13 protein-coding genes are annotated in these 18,230 nt (G+C 71.7%); 9 read left to right on the forward strand and 4 right to left on the reverse strand.

Going from position 1 to position 18,230, the window contains the following annotated elements:
* Positions 1-38 precede the first annotated feature (38 nt).
* From GA0070608_RS21190 to GA0070608_RS21230, 9 genes are all read left to right on the forward strand, one after another.
* Complete coding sequence (locus GA0070608_RS21190) at positions 39-929, forward strand: acetaldehyde dehydrogenase (acetylating) (protein ID WP_091630289.1); 891 nt, start codon at positions 39-41, stop codon at positions 927-929.
* The gene (dmpG, locus tag GA0070608_RS21195; RefSeq protein ID WP_091630290.1) at positions 926-1,957 is read left to right on the forward strand and encodes a 4-hydroxy-2-oxovalerate aldolase; all 1,032 of its coding nucleotides are present in this window, start codon (positions 926-928) and stop codon (positions 1,955-1,957) included. Before GA0070608_RS21190 ends, dmpG begins: the two co-directional genes overlap by 4 nt.
* Positions 1,958-1,998: 41 nt before the next feature.
* On the forward strand, positions 1,999-2,985 hold the full coding sequence (locus tag GA0070608_RS21200) for a methyltransferase (RefSeq protein WP_091630291.1): 987 nt from the start codon (positions 1,999-2,001) through the stop codon (positions 2,983-2,985).
* Positions 2,985-3,770 carry a 2-keto-4-pentenoate hydratase gene (locus GA0070608_RS21205; RefSeq protein ID WP_091630292.1) on the forward strand — a complete coding sequence of 262 codons (786 nt, stop codon included), beginning with the start codon at positions 2,985-2,987 and terminating at the stop codon, positions 3,768-3,770. The genes GA0070608_RS21200 and GA0070608_RS21205 overlap by 1 nt, the downstream gene beginning before the upstream one ends.
* 113 nt (positions 3,771-3,883) lie before the next feature.
* Positions 3,884-5,179: an aspartate aminotransferase family protein gene (locus GA0070608_RS21210; RefSeq protein WP_091630293.1), complete on the forward strand. Its 1,296-nt coding sequence runs from the start codon at positions 3,884-3,886 to the stop codon at positions 5,177-5,179.
* Positions 5,180-5,223: 44 nt separating this feature from the next.
* Positions 5,224-6,150: an ornithine carbamoyltransferase gene (locus tag GA0070608_RS21215; RefSeq protein ID WP_091630294.1), complete on the forward strand. Its 927-nt coding sequence runs from the start codon at positions 5,224-5,226 to the stop codon at positions 6,148-6,150.
* A gap of 86 nt (positions 6,151-6,236) precedes the next feature.
* Positions 6,237-9,395 carry a type 2 lanthipeptide synthetase LanM family protein gene (locus GA0070608_RS21220; protein WP_141719521.1) on the forward strand — a complete coding sequence of 1,053 codons (3,159 nt, stop codon included), beginning with the start codon at positions 6,237-6,239 and terminating at the stop codon, positions 9,393-9,395.
* Between the two features lie 12 nt (positions 9,396-9,407).
* Complete coding sequence (locus tag GA0070608_RS21225; protein ID WP_091630296.1) at positions 9,408-9,614, forward strand: hypothetical protein; 207 nt, start codon at positions 9,408-9,410, stop codon at positions 9,612-9,614.
* A 95-nt stretch (positions 9,615-9,709) separates the two neighbouring features.
* Positions 9,710-12,649: a helix-turn-helix transcriptional regulator gene (locus tag GA0070608_RS21230; RefSeq protein ID WP_091630297.1), complete on the forward strand. Its 2,940-nt coding sequence runs from the start codon at positions 9,710-9,712 to the stop codon at positions 12,647-12,649.
* Between the two features lie 71 nt (positions 12,650-12,720).
* Here GA0070608_RS21230 and rox read toward each other — a convergent pair whose 3' ends face one another.
* The 4 genes from rox to GA0070608_RS21245 form a co-directional block, all read right to left on the reverse strand.
* The gene (gene rox / locus GA0070608_RS21235; protein WP_091630298.1) at positions 12,721-14,169 is read right to left on the reverse strand and encodes a rifampin monooxygenase; all 1,449 of its coding nucleotides are present in this window, start codon (positions 14,167-14,169) and stop codon (positions 12,721-12,723) included.
* A gap of 215 nt (positions 14,170-14,384) precedes the next feature.
* Positions 14,385-15,572: an ROK family transcriptional regulator gene (locus GA0070608_RS21240; RefSeq protein WP_218107543.1), complete on the reverse strand. Its 1,188-nt coding sequence runs from the start codon at positions 15,570-15,572 to the stop codon at positions 14,385-14,387.
* Between the two features lie 99 nt (positions 15,573-15,671).
* Positions 15,672-16,205 (reverse strand): family 20 glycosylhydrolase, encoded by a 534-nt coding sequence (locus GA0070608_RS34000; RefSeq protein WP_218107703.1) that lies wholly within the window; start codon positions 16,203-16,205, stop codon positions 15,672-15,674.
* Positions 16,124-18,106, reverse strand: a complete 1,983-nt coding sequence (locus tag GA0070608_RS21245; protein ID WP_218107544.1) for a family 20 glycosylhydrolase — start codon at positions 18,104-18,106, stop codon at positions 16,124-16,126. Before GA0070608_RS21245 ends, GA0070608_RS34000 begins: the two co-directional genes overlap by 82 nt.
* Positions 18,107-18,230 lie beyond the last annotated feature (124 nt).

The raw sequence follows: 18,230 nt of genomic DNA on the forward strand, positions 1-18,230 counted from the left end.
CGCGCCTGCTCGGGCGGCCGGACGAAAGGAGGAACTGGATGAGTACCCGCACGAGCCCGGAAACGCTCAAGGTAGCGATCGTGGGCACGGGCAACATCGGGACGGACCTGCTGTTGAAGGTCGGGGCGTCCCCCCTGCTGGAGTGCGTCCTGTTCGCCGGGCGCCGCGCCGGATCCCCCGGGATCCAGCTGGCCGAGCGTCACGGGGTGCCCACCAGCGTGGCCGGGATCGACGCGGTCACCGCCCGCGCCGAGCACATCGACCTGGTCTTCGACGCGACCTCGGCCGACGACGCGACCCGCCACTGGTCGGTCGTCGCGCCCACCGGGCTGCCGTTCGTCGACCTCACGCCGGCGCACCTCGGGAAGTTCTGCGTACCGGCGCTCAACCTGGCCGACTGCCTCGACGAGCAGTACCTCAGCATGGTCACCTGCGGGGGACAGGCGGCGGTCCCGATGGCCCACTGCATGGCGGAGGCCGCGGACGGGATCGACTACCTGGAGATCGTCTCGGCCAGCGCCTCGGCCACCGTCGGCCCCGCGTCCCGGGCCAACCTGGACGAGTACGTGCACACCACCGAGCAGGCGACCATCGAGTTCTGCGGCGTGCGGCGCACCAAGACCGTGCTGGTGATCAACCCCGCCGACCCCGGCATCGTCATGCGCAACTCCATCGCGGTGACGGCCGCCGAACGAATCGACCTGGACGCCCTACGCGCGTCCGTCGGCATGATGGAGAAGCTGATCAGGTCGTACGTCCCCGGCTATCGCGTCGTCGTCCCGCCGGTGGCCGCCGGAGACCGGGTCACGATCATCGTGGAGGTCGAGGGCCGGGGCGACTGGTTCCCGCGCTACGCCGGCAATCTCGACATCATCACGTGCGCCGCCCTCGCGGTCGGCGAGGCCCGGGCAGAACGGCGGCGGTCATGAGCGGCGCACCGAAACTCAGCATCTGCGACACGACCCTGCGCGACGGCAACCACGCGGTCGCCCACCAACTCGGCCGCGCGGACATCAGCGCCTACGCGCGGGCGGCCGAGGCAGCTGGTGTGGACGTTGTCGAGGTCGGCCACGGCAACGGACTCGGTGCCTCGTCCATCCAGGTCGGCATGGCCGCGCTCAGCGACGCCGAGATGCTGCGGACCGCCAAGGCCGAGCTGCGTACCGCCCGGCTCGGCGTGCTGTCCATTCCCGGGTTCGCCAGTGTCGAGCGCGACCTCAGGCCGGCGCTGGACTGCGGCGTGGACGAGGTCCGGGTCGGCGCGCACTGCACCGAGGCGGACGTCACCCGGCAGCAGGTCACGATGCTGCGGGCGATGGGCGTCGCCGTCAAGGGGATGCTGTTGATGAGCCACATGGCCTCTGCGGCGAAGCTGGTGGAACAGGCCCGGCTCATGCAGAGCTACGGTGCCGAGGCGGTCATTCTGATGGACTCCGCCGGCGCGTACACGCCGGAGAAGGTCCGCGAGAAGGTCGGCGAACTCGTCGAGAACCTCGACATCGCGGTCGGTTTCCACGCGCACAACAACCTCGGTATGTCGGTCGTCAACAGCATGGCGGCGATCGAGGCCGGGGCCACCATCGTCGACGTCACGGCGCGTGGCTTCGGAGCGGGCGCGGGTAACGCGCCGATCGAGCTCGTCGCGGCCAACCTGCATGTCGGGCAGATCGAGACCGGCGTCCAGCTCTTCGGCGCGTTGGACGCGGCCGACGTGGCACAGGAGCGGTTCGTCAAGCACGTACCCACCAACGACAGCGTCACCATCGCCAGCGGGATCGCCGGGGTGTTCTCCGGGTTCGCCGCGCCGGTGCGGCGGGCGAGCGCCCGCTTCGGCGTCGACCCCCGCAAGATCCTGCTGGAGCTGGGCAACCGGCGGGTGGTGGCCGGCCAGGAAGACACCATCATCGAGGTCGCCATGTCGCTGGCCGCCGAGCAGCAGGCATCGAGCCGGGTGTGAGCGGGTCGTCAGGGTTCGCATCAAATGATGTAGGAGGAGCAATGCAACGCCATTCCTCGCTCGACGACGCGGCCGACCTGGCCGCGGTCGCCGCGCTGCTGCAGATCGGCGCGGAGATCGGAGTGGACCGACTGCTGGACTCGGGCGACACGTTCAGCTCCGCCGAGCTGGCCAGGATCGCCGATCTCCCGCAGGCCGGCGTGGACGACTACCTCGCCGCGCTGGTCGCCGCCGGACTGGTGGTCGGCACGGAGGCCCCGGACCGGTTCCAGGCAGCCTCGGACTACCCGGACCGGCGGTACGCGGCCGGATATCTGTCCTGGGCGATGAGCGCGAACGGCCCGTTCCTCGTCAACGCCCGGGAGTTCCTGGCCGACCGCGACGCGGCCGCCCGGGTCCACCGGCGCAACGGGCGCCGGGTGGCGGTCAGCTCCCGGTGGATCGGCGAGCGGGCGTTCTATCCGCCGATCGTCGACCGGGTCGTCTCGGCCGGTGCCTCGCATGTGGCCGACCTCGGCGCCGGCGCTGGCGGGTTGCTCGTCAGGCTCCTGGGGCAGGACCCGGCGCGTACCGGCGTGGCGCTCGACAGCAGCGGCGCCGCGTGTGCCGCGGCGCGGGAGGCCGCCGCCGCCGCGGGGGTGGACGACCGGCTCCAGGTCGTCGAGCGTACTGTCCAGTCGCTTGCGGACGACCCCGGGCCGGTCGAGGGTGCGAACGCCGTGCTGGCGTGTTTCGTCATGCACGACATCGTGGCGGACGCGTCGGTGGCCAAGGCCGTCCTGGGCGCCTGCCGCGACGCGCTTGCTCCCGGCGGCTTCATGGCGGTCGCCGACGCCGTCTCCTACGCGCCCGATCCCGTGGAGCGAAGGTTCAGCGCGCTGTTCACCTACCTGCACGCCAGCTTCATGAGCGTGACTCTCCCGTCCGAGCGGCATTGGCTGGACACGTTCCAGGCCGCGGGCTTCTCCAAGACCGAGTGCGTGCCGCTCGGCGTGCCCGGCGGCCGGCTCTTCGTGGCGGTCAGGTAGTGGCCACCAGGCTGTCCCTGCACCGCGAGCTCGCGGGCGAGCTCCGGACGGCGGCGCGGACCCTTCGTGCCGTGCCGCCGGTCTCGGTCCGGCATCCGGAGCTCGACCTGGCAGACGCCTACGCCATCCAGAGCGAGCTACGCGAGATGGATCTGGCGGCCGGCGCGGTCCTGGCCGGGCTCAAGATCGGTGCGACCAGCGAGGCGATCCAGTCGATGTTCGGCATCGACCATCCCGACTTCGGTTACCTGACCGACCAGATGGTGCTCCACGACGGTGCCGACCTCGACCTGAGCCGGTTCATCGCGCCGAAGGTCGAGGGCGAGATCGCGTTCCGGTTCGCGGCGGACCTCGCCGGCCCGGCCGTGACCGCGCATGACGTGCTGGCCGCCACCGCGGAGATCCTGCCGGCGCTGGAGGTGCTCGACAGCCGGATCCAGGACTGGCGGATCGGCCTGGTGGACACCGTCGCCGACAACGCTTCGTCGGCGTTGGCCGTGGTCGGCGCCGGCATGCCGCCCGACACCACGGACCTGGCCGGCGCGCGGATGGAGTTGCGTAGCCGCCACGTCGTGCAGGAGGGGCGAGGCTCGGCCGTGATGGGGCATCCGGCCGAGTCCGTGGCCTGTCTGGTCCGCATCCTGTCCGGGTTCGGCACCGGGATCAGGGCCGGGCAGCTCGTGCTCTCCGGTTCCTGGGCGGCGGCCGTGGACCTTGTGCCGGGTGACACCGTGCGGGCCTCCTTCGGCGCCCTGGGCGCGGTGTCGCTGACCACCCGCGGCTGACGTGGTCCGGGGCCCCTCGGGGCCCCGACACCAGCGGCGGTACCAGTCGGGGAGCACGCACCTGACGACCTGTTTCGACGACGAGACGACTACGACCGAGGAGACCCGGACCGATGACCATGCTGGTGGACGAGACGGTACCCCCGCACAAGGCGGCCTACGACTTCTCCCTCTTCGAGGCGATGGAGTCGGAGGTGCGTTACTACTGCCGCAAGTTTCCGGTGGTGTTCGACCGGGCCCAGGGCGCCGAGCTCTACGCCGAGGACGGTCGGATGTTCACCGACTTCTTCTGCGGCGCAGGCACCCTGAACTACGGCCACAACCATCCCTACCTCAAGCGTCGTATCACGGAGTACCTCGCCAGGGACGGCGTGATGCACGGCCTGGACATGTACACCGTGGCGAAGCGGACCTTCCTGAGCCGGCTCCGGGAGCAGGTGCTGGCCCCGCGAGGGCTGGACCACAAGGTGCAGTTCTGCGGGCCGACCGGCACCGACGCGGTGGAGGCGGCGCTGAAGGTGGCCCGTCGGGCCACGGAACGGCGTGGCGTCGTCTCCTTCACCGGGGCCTACCACGGCATGTCCCGCGGGTCGCTGGCGGTCAGCGGTGGCCGCCGGGCCCGCGCCGCCGGGCAGGTGGGCACGGCGGATGTGACGTTCGTGCCGTACGAGGACGGTCCGGCGGGACCGTTCGACTCGATCGGATACCTGGAGCGGATGCTGTCCGACCCGTCGTCGGGGATGGACATCCCGGCCGCGGTGATCGTCGAACCGTTGCAGATGGAGGGCGGGGTGTACCCGGCCTCGGCCGACTGGCTGCGCCGGCTGCGCGGGGTGACCACCCGGTACGGCGTTCTGCTCATCTTCGACGAGATCCAGTCCGGCTGCGGACGGACCGGCACGTTCTTCTGTTTCGAACATGCCGGCGTGGTGCCGGACATCATCACCGTCTCCAAGGCGATCGGCGGGTACGGGCTGCCGTTGTCGATGGTGCTGTTCCGACCGGACCTTGACGTCTGGTCGCCGGGGGAACACACGGGCACCTTCCGGGGCAACCAGCTCGCCTTCGTCGCCGGTGCCGCCGCCTGCGAGCTCTGGGGCCAGGACGGATTCCGGACCACCGCCGCCGTCGGCGCCCGGCGTCTGGAGCGCTTCGGCGCGGAACTGCGCGACAGCGATCCGGCGCTCGCCGTGCGGGGTCTGGGCATGGTTCTCGGCATCGATCTGCGGGCGGCTGGGGGCGCCGAGCGGGCCGATCGGATTCAGCGGCACTGCTTCGAGACCGGGCTGATCGTCGAACTCTGCGGACGCGACGACGAAGTGATCAAGGTGATGCCGCCGCTCACCATCGACCTCGCCCGGCTGGAGCGGGGCCTCACCGTACTGCACCGGGCCATCCAGGCCAGCTGACGCCTCCCGCCACCTGCCGCCGCGACCGATCCTGGAGGGTCCCGATGGACCGTCGTCCCCGCCGTCACCTGCTGTCGATCCAGGACCTCAGCGACACCGACCTGCGGCATCTGGTGGCTCGCAGCGCCGATCATGCCGCCGGTCGGGTCCGCCCCGCCGACCAGTTGCGCGGTCTGGTCACCGCGGTCTACTTCCGCCGCACCTCGACCCGGACCCGCACCGCCTTCTCCAGCGGCGCTCTGCGGCTCGGCTCGCATCTGATCAGCTACGGCCCGGGGGATCTGCAACTGAACACCGGTGAGACGGTCGAGGACACCACCCGGGTGCTGTCCGGGATGGTCGACCTGTTCGTCGCCCGGACCGCCGACCCGGTCGCCGAGTTGCGGGCCTTCGCCGAGCAGGACCGGATGGGGGTGATCAACGCGATGAGCGCCGAGGAGCACCCCACGCAGGCGCTGGCCGACCTGAGCACCATGACCCAGCGGTTCGGCCGGGTCGACGGGCTGCGGGTGCTCTACGTGGGGGAGGGCAACAACACCGCCGCCGCGCTCGCGCTCGCCCTCAGCCGGTTCACCGAAACCCGGCTGTACCTGCGCACGCCGCCCGGGTACGGGTTGGACCTGGACCTCCTCACCGCCGCTCAGGTGGCCGCCGAGCGGACCGGCTCGACGGTCGCCGAGGCGCACCACATGACGGACCTGCCGGAGGTCGACGTCGTCTACGCCACCCGCTGGCAGACCACCGGCACCGCCAAGCCGGATCCGGACTGGCGGCGGGTCTTCGCGCCGTTCCAGGTCGACGGGGCGGTCCTGGCGGCGAGCCCGCAGGCGGTGTTCATGCACGACCTGCCGGCGCACCGGGGTGAGGAGGTCACCGCCGGGGTGCTGGACGGTCCCCGCAGCATCGCCTTCGAGCAGGCCCAGCACAAGATGTTCAGCGCCCAGGCCGCGCTGGAGTGGTGCGCCGGGTGAGCCCGGAGGCCGGTCGCTCCGGCGCCGCCCAAATATGGGTACCGGTTACCCATGTGACCCCTCCAGGACACCGGCACGATACCGGCGTGGACAGATCGGGGACGCGGGATACGGCAGCGGTGAGTGGTGCGGGCAGCGCTTGGTGGGCGCCCGGCCGCACCCTCGCCGAACGGGTACGGGCAGCCGACCACGGCGGGCCGGTCGCCGCTGACCCCGTGTCGGAGCACGCCATGCGGCGGCTGCGGGACTGGCGCTCGGCGTACGAGCTGGGGGCGACGGGTCAGTTCGCGAACCGCCTGGCGGCCCTGGGGATCACCGAGCGGCAGTTCCTGGCCCTCCTCGACCGACCGCCGGCGGCGCTGGCGAACGGGTCGGGCGCGCCCGGGTGGGCCGAGTTCACCGAACGGGCGCTCGGCATCGCCCCCGACGGAGCCCGCCACCTGCCCCCGGACACGCCGTGGTCCGACGCGTTCGCCGGCGTGCTGGCGCCGTTCGTCACGGCCGCCTGCGCCGACCTGCGGCAGCGGGTGCGTACTCCCGGGATGTCCGTGGTGGCCGACCTCGACGCGGTGTACGCCGGGTTCGCCGACGCGCTCCGCGTCAGGCTGGTCGCGATGGCGTCGCGTACCTTCGTCCTGGAACTCAACGTCGCCCGGGCCGCCGGCCGGCTGGCGGGCCCCACGCCCGAGCACCGGTTCGCCGCCTTCGTGGCAGACCTCGCCCAGCGCGAGCGGCTGACCCGGGTGATGACGGACTACCCCGTGCTGGCGCGGCTTCTGGCGACCGCCTGCCGGCACGCCGTCGAGGCGACAGCCGAGCTGCTCGACCGGTTCGTCGCGGATCGGGCGGAGATTCTCGGCCGGTTGCTCGACGGCCGCGATCCGGGACCGCTGGCCGGATTCGACGTGGCGGGGGACTCACACGGGCACGGGCGGGCGGTGGCGATCCTGCGCTTCGCCTCCGGTGCCCGGGTGATCTACCGGCCGCGCTCGGTTGCTGTCCACGTGCACTTCAACGAGGTCCTGGACTGGCTGAACGGGTTGCTGCCCGAGCTGGAGCTGCGCACGTTGACCGTGCTCGCCCGCGATGGCTACGGGTGGATCGAGGCTGTCGACCGTGTCGCCTGCGCCGACGTGGGCCAGGTGGGCGCGTTCTACCGCCGGCAGGGGGTGCTGCTCGCGCTGCTGTATCTGCTGGGCATGACGGACATCCACCACGAGAACCTGATCGCCTGCGCCGACCAGCCCGTCCTCGTCGATGTCGAGACGCTGATGCACCCCGATCTCCCCGTACCGACCGCCGCGCCCGATCCCGCCGCCCGGGCGCTGCGGACGTCGGTGTACCGCACCGCCCTGCTGCCCCAGCCGCTCATCGGCGAACGCGGTCTGTTGGACATCTCCGGCCTGGGTGGCGACCCCGGCGCGCAACAGCTCCGAGAGACCGTCGCGTGGGCTGCGGCCGGCACCGACACGATGCACCTGGTGCGTCGTTCCGCGCCCGTGCGGGCCGCCGAGAACCGCCCGACGCTGGACGGCGTCCCGGCCGATGCCGCCGAGTACACGGCCGAGCTGCTCGCCGGATTCCGGGCCGCGTACCGCGCCATCGCCCGGCGAGCCGGCGATCTGATCGGCCCGGACGGCCTGCTCCGGCGGTTCGCCGCCGACGAGTTGCGGGTCATCGTCCGGTCGACGCGGACCTACACCGTGCTGCTGAGCGAGTCCACTCATCCCGACGTGCTGCGCGACGCGCTCGACCGTGATCAGATCTTCGACCTGCTCTGGGCGGCCTCGGTGGACGACCCGGTGCGTAACCGTCTGGTGTCCCGCGAGATCGAGCAGCTCTGGGCCGGCGACGTCCCCCTGTTCACCTGCTGTCCGGACGACCGCGACCTGACCGGTGGTGACGGCGTCGGGTTCGTCGACGTGCTCGACGAACCGGTACTGGCAACCGCGCAGCGCAAGATCGCCAGCATGGGCGTGATCGACCAACGCGACCAGGAGTGGATCGTCCAGGCCGCGCTCGCCGGCCGGCTCGGTGGGGCACGCCACGAGTGCGCCGAGCCGGTATCGGTCCGGTGGGAGGCGACGGCACCGGACCCGGGCAGGCTGCTCACAGTGGCCTGCGGTATCGCCGACAAGATCATCGCGGACGCCTACGACGACGGCGTGTTCGCCAACTGGCTCGGGCTCGAGCCGGTGGACGGCGGGCACAGCACGATCATGCCGCTGGGCGCGGGGCTGGGAAACGGATACCCGGGCACGGCCCTCTTCCTGGCCGAACTGGCCCGGCTCACGGACGTCGACCGCTACGCCGAGGCCGCTGGCCGGGCGGTGCGCCAGCTGCCCGTGTTGCTCACCGCGCTGGACGCTCGGCCGCACCTGGCGAGCACGATCGGCAGCGGTGGCTTCACCGGCCTCGGGGGGATCGCCTACACGGCGGCCCGGCTCGCCGACCTGCTTCAGGACGACGCGCTCGGCGACTCGGTCGAGAGGGCGGTTCGCCTCGCGGCGATCGCCGCCACCACGGAGACCAACCTGGGCGTGCTGGACGGGCTTGCCGGTTGCCTTGCCGCGATGCTCGCCGTCAGCGACCTGACCGGTCTGCCGCTGGCGGCCGCGACGGCCCGAGACTGTGCCCAGCGGCTGCTCGCGGCCGGCTCCTCGCTGCCCGCGCAGCCCGGCTTCGCCACCGGTACGGCCGGGATCGGCTGGGCCCTGCTGCGATTCGCGCAGGTGGGAGGCGACGAGCGGCACGCCGAGGCCGGCAGCGCGATGTTGGCCCGTGCCGCCACCGGCCCGATCCCGGGCCCGTCGACGCACTCCTGGTGCCACGGCGTCCCGGGAATCGCGGTCGCCATCGCCGACCAGCGCCGGTTGCTGGCGGACCCCGCACTGGCGGCCTTCGTGGACCGCGCGGCGACCGCCGTGTCGCAAACCGGACTGGTCAGCGACCACAGCCTCTGCCACGGGGAGATGGGCAGGCAGGAGATGTTGTCGGTCGCCGCCGCGCGCGGTCGCCGGGCTGCGGTGAGCGTTCGGTTCGACCAGGCCGGACAACTGGTCGCGGCGCTGGACCAGGCCGGCCCGAGGTGCGGTGCCGCCGGCGACGTGAGTGTCGCCGGCCTGCTGGACGGCCTGGCCGGGATCGGCCACGGACTGCTCCGTATCGGCTTCGCCGATCATGTGCCCTCGGCACTGCTGCTGCATGCCGAGCCGACGACATCCGGACGCGGTGTCGAGAACTAGAAGGGGGAAGATATGCGGGACGACTTGACTGTTTCTCACCCGGCGGGATCGGCCGAGGAGCACGAGTCAGCCGACACGCACCCGGCGGGCGAGATAAAGCTCAGTTTCCTGGGGCACATCGGGAGGCGGACAGGCATCCTGACCGGCCTGATGATCGCCGCGCCCGCCATCGCGGCCATCATCGACACCGGTGGCACCGGCGGTCACTCGTCGGCGTAGGCCCGGGAGCGGCACCTTCCCGTGTCGCTTCATCGACAGCGGGCGCCCCGCGTCGGACACGGCAACGCGGGTGCCGCTCGCGTTAGCCTGCGGGCATGCGCTTCTCCTCGCCGGTGGTGATCGGACGTGATTCCGAACTCCGCGTCGTCAACGCTCGACTGACGACCACTCGGGCCTCGTCCGGCGGCACGCTCTTCCTGATCGGCGAGGCCGGGATCGGCAAGACCCGACTGGCGGAGCACTGCGCCCGCGCGGCGGCGGGGGCCGGCATGGAGCTGCTACGGGGCCGTAGCAGCTCCACCGGCCCCATCGTCCCGTTCCGCCCGCTGACCGAGGCGATCTTCTCGCTGTCCCGTACGGGCCGGCTGCCGGACAACACGGAGCTGGCACCCTATCGACCGGCCCTCGCCCGGCTCATCCCGGAATGGCGGGATCCCGCGGTGCCGGAACGGGTGGCCTCGATCGTCGAACTGGCCGAGGCCGTACTGCGGCTCGTCACCGCCGTGGCTGGCAGCCGGGGCTGCGTTCTCATCCTCGAAGACATCCACGACGCCGACGCCGAGACCCACGCTGTCGTGGAGTACCTTGTCGACAACCTCGCCGACCTGCCCATCCTGATGGTGGCCACCATGCGGCCGGGCAGCGGCCCCGCGACCGATCTGGCCTGGGCCGCGGCTGTGCGTCGGTCCGCGACCGTCGTCGAACTCCACCCCCTGTCCGACCAGGAGGTGCACGAACTCGCCTCCGCCTGCCTCGACACCGATGCCCTGCCCGTCGAACTGACCGACCGGCTGGTGCGTGACAGCGAAGGCAACCCGTTCGTCGCCGAGGAACTTCTCAACAGCATGATCGGCGCACGCGCACTGGTCCGCGACGGTGACGGCTGGCGGTTCACCGACGACCCGGCCATCGCGTTGCCGAACACCGTCACGCTCAGCGTGACACGCCGGTTGGCCGGCCTCGATCCGCAGGCGCGAACACTGCTCCACACCGCCGCCGTGCTGGGCCGTCGTTTCCCGGTGGCTGCGGTCCGGGCGGCGACCGGCCTCGAGGAGCGGGCGATGCTGAGCCATCTGAGGTCCGGGGTGGACGTCGAAGTCATCATGCCCGACCGGTCGACGCCCGACTGGTACTCCTTCCGCCACGCGTTGACCGCCGACGCGATCCTGGCCACGCTCACCCCGGCCGAACGGTCCGCGCTGGCGAAGCGCGCCGCCGACGCGCTGGAGGCGGCGTACGCCGGGTTACCCGGACACTGGTGCCAGCTCGCGGCCGAGCTCAGGCAGACCGCCGGTGACAACCGCGCCGCGGGCCTGTTGTTCGCGGAGGCGGGCCGGCGGGCACTCGGCGACGGCGCGACCACGTCGGCCGTCACCCTGCTCGACCGCGCGTACCAGATGATGTCCGACCCACCTGACCCCGACGCCCGCGCTGGCATCCTCGAATCGCTGCTCAACGCCCTGGCCGAAGCCGGCCACGCGGACCGGGCGTTCGCTCTGGTCGACGACGCGACCTGGGCGAACGCCGTGACCCTCGGCGTCGAGCAGCACGTCAGCCTCCGAACCCGGCTCGCCTGGGTCGCGGTCGTGACCGGACGGTGGTCCGACGGCGCGTCCCAGGTACGCATCGCCCGGGCGATCCTCGGCAGCAGTCCGCCGCCGGGGCCGGCGGCCCAGGTGGACGTGGTCGAGGCACATTTGATCTTCGGCGACGGCCACGGCTGCGGCCGGACCACGCAGGCCGAGCAGCTCGTGCTCCAGGCCCTGGCGGTGGCTGAGCTGGCGCCGATGGCGGAGACGGCGTGTCAGGCACTGCAACTCCTGGCCATGATCGCCCGAGGCCGGAGCTTCGACGAGGCGGAGTCCTACCTGACCAGGATGCTGATGATGGCGGAGGAACACCGCCTGCCCCTGTGGCGCATCAACGCGCTGTTCCGGCTCGGGGTCAACCAGAGTATGCGGACCGGCGAGCAGACGCTGCTGCGCCAGGCGGAGCAGGCCGCGCAGGTGTCCGGCGCCATCATGCTCAGGCACAGTATCGAGGGCGTGTACGCGATCCGTGCCGTGATGCAGGGCGACTACCCGACAGGTGACGAGCTCGCCGCCCGTTGCGCCGCGGCGACCGCCCGGCTGCGCAACATCGACGACCAGCAGTTCGCCCTGGTCACGGCCGCCGCCTCCGCCGCCCACCGTGGACAACGGCGACTGATGGAGCTCAGGCTCGAGGAGTTCCGGGCGGCCGGTGGGGGAGAGTCCGGGCACGTCCCCCTCGCCTACGGCTTCTGCGAAGCGGTCTGCGCGCTGCTGGAGGAGGACCGGCCGGCGGCGATCCGGGCCCTCGACCTGGCCCGGGCGTGGGAGGACGACCACCCGAACACCTACTACATGACGGGTCGCTTCGGGCTGAGGCCGCTCCTCGACGCGCTGGCCGGGTCCATGGACCGCACCGGCATGGAGGCGGTGGCGTTGGCCCCGGCAGCGACCCTGCGCTGGAACCGGCAGTTCCTGCACCTGGCGAAGGCGGTGGTGCACGGGCGCGCGGGGCAGGGTGAGCGGGCCACCGCGGAGGTCGCGCTGGCCCTGGACGCCGCGGCGCCGTACCGCATGACCTTTCACCTGGGGCTGCGGCTGGTCGCCGAGGCCGCGCTCGCCGACGGGTGGGGTGAGCCCGTTTCCTGGCTGCGGGCAGCGGAGGACCACTTCCACAACGTCGACGCGCCGGTGATCGCCGGCGCGTGCCGGGGCCTGCTTCGTCAGGCCGGCGCATCGCTCGGGCAACGGCGCTCCGGTCACGACCGCATCCCGACCCGACTGCGCGCCGTCGGGGTGACCGTTCGCGAGCACGAGGTGCTGGTGCTGCTCGCGAAGGGCCACGACAACCAGGACCTGGCCACGCTGCTGCACCTCTCGCCGCGTACGGTCGAAAAGCACGTCGCCAGCCTGCTGCTCAAGACCGGGCACGCGAACCGGAGGGCGCTGCGCGACAGCGTGGACGATCTGCTGCGGACCGACAGCCGCTCCGGAAGCCGCCGGTGAACAACGTTGACCGCTGATTGCGCATCGTTCGCACCGGCACCCCCGAGGCGTCGCAGTCCTCGAAGCTTCCCTCACCCGGCCGTAGGAACTCCCGCGGCGCCGAACCACTTGGCCAGCTCGACCTCGAGCGTCTGCTGGTCCTCGCCCACCCACGCGACGTGCCCGTCCGGCCGAAGCAGCACCGCCGGCACGTCCAGCTCTTCGCTGATGTCGGCGACGTGGTCGACCCGGTCGGCCCAGCCGTCCACCGAAAGCTGCCCCGTCTGGTCGAGCAGCAGCCCGTTGCCGGTGCGCATCAGCTCGAAGAGGCGCCCAGGCTTCAGCTGGACGTCGCGCAGCCGCCGCCCGAGCAGGGCATGGCCCTCACCGAAGTCGTACCGGATGCTGATCGCCGTGATCTTCTCGATCAGGAACCGGTTGACGTCGTTGAAGTCCATCAGCTGCGCGAGCAACCGCCGAACCGCCTGCGGCCCGGGCTCGTTGGTCGTCAGCTGCATCTGTGCGCGGGTGTTGTCCAGCACGTCGGCGGCCACCGGATGCCGCTCGGGCTCGTAGCTGTCCAGCAGGTCGTCCGGCGCCCAGCCGTTGAGGGCCGCCGCCAGCTTCCAACCCAGGTTGAACGAGTCCTGAATCCCGAGATTGAGCCCCTGCCCACCCATCGGCGGGTGGACGTGCGCGGCGTCCCCGGCCAGAAACACCCGTCCGACCCGGTAGCGCTCGGCCTGGCGGGTCGCGTCGCCGAAGCGCGACAGCCAGCGGGGGGAGTGCACGCCGAAGTCGGTGCCGGCGTACCTGCGCAGCTGTTGCTTGAACTCCTCGAACGTCGGCGGCACCGAACGGTCCTCGACCACGCCCTCCGCCGGCACGACCGCCCGGAACACCCCCGGCTTGCCCGACGGCCCGATCCCGAACCGCTTCTCGGTCCTGCGCACCTCGGTCATCACTTCGGTGATGTCGTCCGGGGACGCCGTCACCTCCATCTCGCCCAGCAGCGTGTCGATTTTCGACGGCTCGCCGGGGAATCCGACCCCGAGCAGTTTCCGAACCGTGCTGCGCCCACCGTCGCAGCCGACAACAAACCGTGCCCGCAACGGCGTTGCAGTCCCATTTCCGAGGTAGACGATCACGCCGTCGTCGTCCTGTTCCAGCCCGACCACCGCACAGCCGCGCCGAATCTCGGCTCCGACTTCGGCCGCGTGTTCGGCGAGCAGCCGGTCGGTGAGCGTCTGCGGAATGCCGAGTACGTATCCGTGGGCGGTGTCCAGCCCGATCGGAGCGGGCTTTTCGATGCCCGCGAAGAATCCCCGGATCGGGTACTGCTTGCCGTTCTCGAGGAACCGCTCCAACAGCCCCCGCTGATCCATCACCTCGATACTGCGCACGTGCAGCCCGAGTGACCGCACGAACGGCGGCAGCTCGGCCTCCTTCTCCAGCACGAGCACGTTGACGCCCCGCAGACGCAATTCGCTCGCCAGCATCATGCCGGTCGGCCCGCCGCCGACGATGATCACATCGAACATGCATTCCCCCATGGTGTGCCAATTCTTGGGCTCGGCCGACGATTGTGCGCCACGACCGGGGTCTTGCGGCAAGCCCGGGGGTGCGGTATATGTTGACAGTGGCAAGGAGTTCTTCTCCTTGCCTTTGTCGTTTCGCCAGCGCGCGCAGCCGAGCCCACAGTTCGACCGGGCGAATTTCACCAACGAGTCGCCCGGCCGCCGGTGGAACGCTGGTGCTATGCGGTGGGGAGGACCGGCAAGGGCTCGGACACGTTGAGCCGCAGGGCGGCTGCGACGGCGCCCAGGGCACCGCCCTCGTCGCCGAACTGGGCCGTCACGACGTCCAGGGGACGTGGGTGACGGGGGATCGCCAACTGGCCGATCGCCGCCCGCACCGGTTCGAGCACCGTTTCGCCGGCACGGGCCAGGGTGCCACCGATGGCCACCTTGCCCGGGTCCAACTGCACCACCATCCCGGACAGGACCCGGCCGAGCAGCGTGGCGGCGTGCCGCACCACGCCCTCGACGGCCGGCTCTCCGGCGCGTGCTCGGGTCACCAGGTCGGACGGGTCCGCGACGGTCACGCCACGGCGGGCGCACCGCTCGATGAGGGCCGACGGGCGGATCAGCAGTTCGAGGCAGCCACGGCCACCGCACGGGCAGGGGTCGCCGTCGGGCTCGACGCTGACATGGCCGATCTCGCCGGCGGCCCCGTGCGCACCGCGGGCGAGCCGGCCGTCGACGATGAGCCCGCCGCCCACGCCGTCACTCCACCGGACGTAGATGGCGTCCCGCACGTCACGGGTCGCGCCCCAGGTGCCTTCGGCCAGTGCGGCCAGCCGTGAGTTGTTGTCGGTGACGACGGCGACGCCGTACCGGTCCTGGATGCGCGCGCCTACCTGCTTCGCGGCCACCGAAGGGCTGCCGCCGGCCGGACCACCCCGGCTGGCCACCAAACCGGGCAGGCCGAGGCCGATCGCCTCCAGCGCGCGCAAATCGATGTCGTGCTCGTGCACGAGGTCGTCGATCAGCTTGATCGCGGCGTTGGCGCGCCGGATCGGACCGGCGGTCAGCGTGACCGCGCGGCTGCCGCGGGCCAGGATGTCGTGACTCAGGGTGGCGACGATGACGGTGATCGTCGCCCGGCCGAGGTCGATGCCGATGATCCGGCCGGCAGAGGGGTTGAGGCTGACGGTGGTGGACGGCCGTCCCCGGCCCCGGTGGCCGGAGAGCGCCGGTTCGCGTTCGACCACCACACCGCGGGCGATGAGGTCGCCGATGATGTCGAACAGCGTGGTGCGCGACAGCCCGGTCAGCCGGATCAGCTCGGCCCGGCTGAGCGGGCCGGCGCTGCGGAGCTGGGCCAGCAGGGCCTCGGTGTGCGCGAGCCGCACGCGTTGCATGGCATCCGGGCGTTCGATCACCGCACCATCATGACCGATCCCCGCTTTCCGCCCGCCGTTGCGGCACAACGTACGGCGGCCGGCGCCGTCACCGGACGAGGTGACGGCGCCGGCCGGCGGTCAGGCGGCGCGAACGGTGACGGTCAGCGGTGCCTCGACCGGGGCCAGCCCGGCCGAGCGCACCGACAGCGTCCCGGTGTACGTTCCCGGCGTGCCGAACGTGCGCCGGGACAGCACGGTGAACGCGCTGTTGACCCGCATCGCCGGGATGCTCGGCTCGCGCGTGGCGGTCGGCGTCAGCGCCTCCACTTGCCCGTCACTCCAGGTGACCGTGGCGGTCAGGTCGGCGGTGCTGACCCCGGGGGCGGTGACCGTCCAGGCGGCGCCGGCCGGTGCGCCGACGGCCACGGTGACCGATCGGCCGATCGCCTGCCTACGCCAGGCCACGTCGGTGGTGGGGAAGAAGTTGACGCCCTGGACCGTCAACCGGCCCCCGGCCACCGACAGGCGCGTGGTGAAGTCGGCGTAGTCGCGTTGTGCCTGCGGCGTCCATCCCACCTCGGCGGTGGCGATCAGGCGCGGAAGGCTGTAGTACTGCGCCTGGCCGAGGCGGCGGATGAACTCGCCCCAGAGCGCCGATTCGACACCGAGCACGCTGGTCTCGGCGATGTTCGGGATGAAGGTGCCCGGGTCCCAGTTGTAGTGCCGGTCCAGCCCGCACGGTCCGCCGCAGGCCCAGGTGCCGCCGAGCGGCTGGCGGGAGTCCTGCTTCTGCGGCACGTACGTGTGGGGGGGGCGGGGGAGAGGACGACCTTGGCGCCGCGCCTGGTCACCGCGTTGGCGACCGCGGTGCGGTCGCCGTTCCAGTACTGCACCACGGCCTTGTCCTGTGGCAGCGCCGTGCCGGCGTACTCGTTCCAGCCGACCACGGTCTTGCCGAGTGAGGCGACCGTCGCGTTGAAGGAGTCGACCATCGTGGTGTAGTTCGCGCGGCTGGTGACATGGGCCTCGTCGCCGCCGATGTGCAGGTAGGGGCCGGGGGTCATGGCGGCGATCTGGGTCAGGACCTGGGTGACGAACTCGTACGTCGCCGGGCTGGCGGCGTCGAGCGTGGAGTAGCCGACGTTGCCGGTGCCGTTGGCCGGGGCGGTCTGCGCTCCGGTCGCCGGCTTCGGCGCGGCACCGGCCGTGTTCAACTGGGGGATGGCGTGCAGCGCCGCGTTGGTGTGCCCCGGAATGTCGATCTCCGGCACGACCGTCATGCCGTTCAGGCCGGCGTAGCGCACGATCTCGGCGTAGTCGGCCTTGGTGTAGAAGCCGGTGACGCCCAGCTCGGTGCCCATCAGTTGGCCGTTGTCGTTGTAGGTCATGGCGGTGCGTCCGCTGACCGAGGTGAGCAGGCCGTAGTCGATGCCCGCCGGGTTGCTCGCCGGGTTGTCGACGGCGATCCGCCAGCCCTGGTCGTCGGTCAGGTGCAGGTGCAGGCGATTGATCTTGTACTGTGCCGCAGCGTCGATGTACGCCTTGACCTCGTGCACCGGGTAGAAGCTGCGGGCGACGTCGAGCATCATCCCGCGGTGGGCGAAGCGTGGATGGTCGGAGATGGTCACCGCCGGCACCGTCCACGGGGCGTCGACGACGGTGTCGGACTCCACCCACTGGGGGAGGAGCTGCCGCAACGTCTGCACCCCGTTGAGTGCCCCGTTCGGCGTGTCGGCGCTGATCTGGATCTTCGCGGTGGTGACGACCAGCCGGTACCCCTCGGCGGCCTGTCCGGCGGGTCCCTTGCCGGCGCCGACCTCGACGACGATGGGCGCGGGTGCGGAGCTGCGGGTGACCACCGGCAGCCCGTACCCGGTGGCCGGGCGGAGGAGGCCGGCGAGGTAGGTCGCGGGCGCGGTCGCCTGTGGCCCGACCGCGACGACGGGCGTGTTCCGGTTCAGGGTGTACGGCGTGCCGCCGGTCTCCGACATCGACACCGGTCTGGGCAGCAGGCCCCGCGAGGGCGCGGGGGCCGGCATCGTGGTGTTCCAGATCTCGAACTCGGAGATCGAGTAGCCGTAACCCGCCCACCGCTGGTGTCCCTGCATCCGCACGTGGGACACCGGTTGGGACGAGTTCACCGCGATGACGTCGGTCCGGGGGCAGGTGTCGCGCTGGACGCGGGCGACGTCGGTCCAGGTGGTGCCGTTGGCGGAGGTCTGCAGGGTGAAGTCACGGGCGCACGCGTTGGGCCAGCTGAGCACGACGTGGTCGACCGTGGCGGCGGTCGCCAGCCGCACCTGCACCCAGTTGTCGTCCTGGTACTTCGACGACCATCGGGTGCCGCGGTCACCGTCGTTGACCTGCGCGGCGACGAAGTCGGCCCGGTCGAGTTCGACGCTCGACGCGGTGGCGGCGCCGGTCCGGGCCAGGTTCACCGGCGCGGTTGCGGCGGCGGCCGGGGCCGCGGAGGTGGCGGGTGCGACGAACGTCGCGGCGATCAGCACGGCGAGGTGCGCCGCGATCGACCGGCGTCTCGATCCGGGGACGGGGCGGGAGCGCGGAATCGGCATGGGACTCCTTCGTCCGTCGCCCGGATCGCCGGGCGACTGGGTGGCTCGGTACGCCGGCAGTCTGGCCGCACCCCTCTAATTCCGTCAATGGGTTGCACATTAATTCGCCGGGCGGTGCGCGTGG

The sequence above is a fragment of the Micromonospora peucetia genome (assembly GCF_900091625.1).
In the GTDB taxonomy this organism is placed as follows: domain Bacteria; phylum Actinomycetota; class Actinomycetes; order Mycobacteriales; family Micromonosporaceae; genus Micromonospora; species Micromonospora peucetia.

What these genes read in the sequence shown, in the direction of transcription:
- GA0070608_RS21210 (WP_091630293.1), top strand. Translation starts at nt 3,884, where the DNA reads ATGACCATGCTGGTGGACGAGACGGTACCCCCGCACAAGGCGGCCTAC.
- GA0070608_RS21230 (WP_091630297.1), top strand. Translation starts at nt 9,710, where the DNA reads ATGCGCTTCTCCTCGCCGGTGGTGATCGGACGTGATTCCGAACTCCGC.
- GA0070608_RS21225 (WP_091630296.1), top strand. Translation starts at nt 9,408, where the DNA reads ATGCGGGACGACTTGACTGTTTCTCACCCGGCGGGATCGGCCGAGGAG.
- dmpG (WP_091630290.1), top strand. Translation starts at nt 926, where the DNA reads ATGAGCGGCGCACCGAAACTCAGCATCTGCGACACGACCCTGCGCGAC.
- GA0070608_RS21215 (WP_091630294.1), top strand. Translation starts at nt 5,224, where the DNA reads ATGGACCGTCGTCCCCGCCGTCACCTGCTGTCGATCCAGGACCTCAGC.
- GA0070608_RS21190 (WP_091630289.1), top strand. Translation starts at nt 39, where the DNA reads ATGAGTACCCGCACGAGCCCGGAAACGCTCAAGGTAGCGATCGTGGGC.
- GA0070608_RS21200 (WP_091630291.1), top strand. Translation starts at nt 1,999, where the DNA reads ATGCAACGCCATTCCTCGCTCGACGACGCGGCCGACCTGGCCGCGGTC.
- rox (WP_091630298.1), bottom strand. Translation starts at nt 14,169, where the DNA reads ATGTTCGATGTGATCATCGTCGGCGGCGGGCCGACCGGCATGATGCTG.
- GA0070608_RS21245 (WP_218107544.1), bottom strand. Translation starts at nt 18,106, where the DNA reads ATGCCGATTCCGCGCTCCCGCCCCGTCCCCGGATCGAGACGCCGGTCG.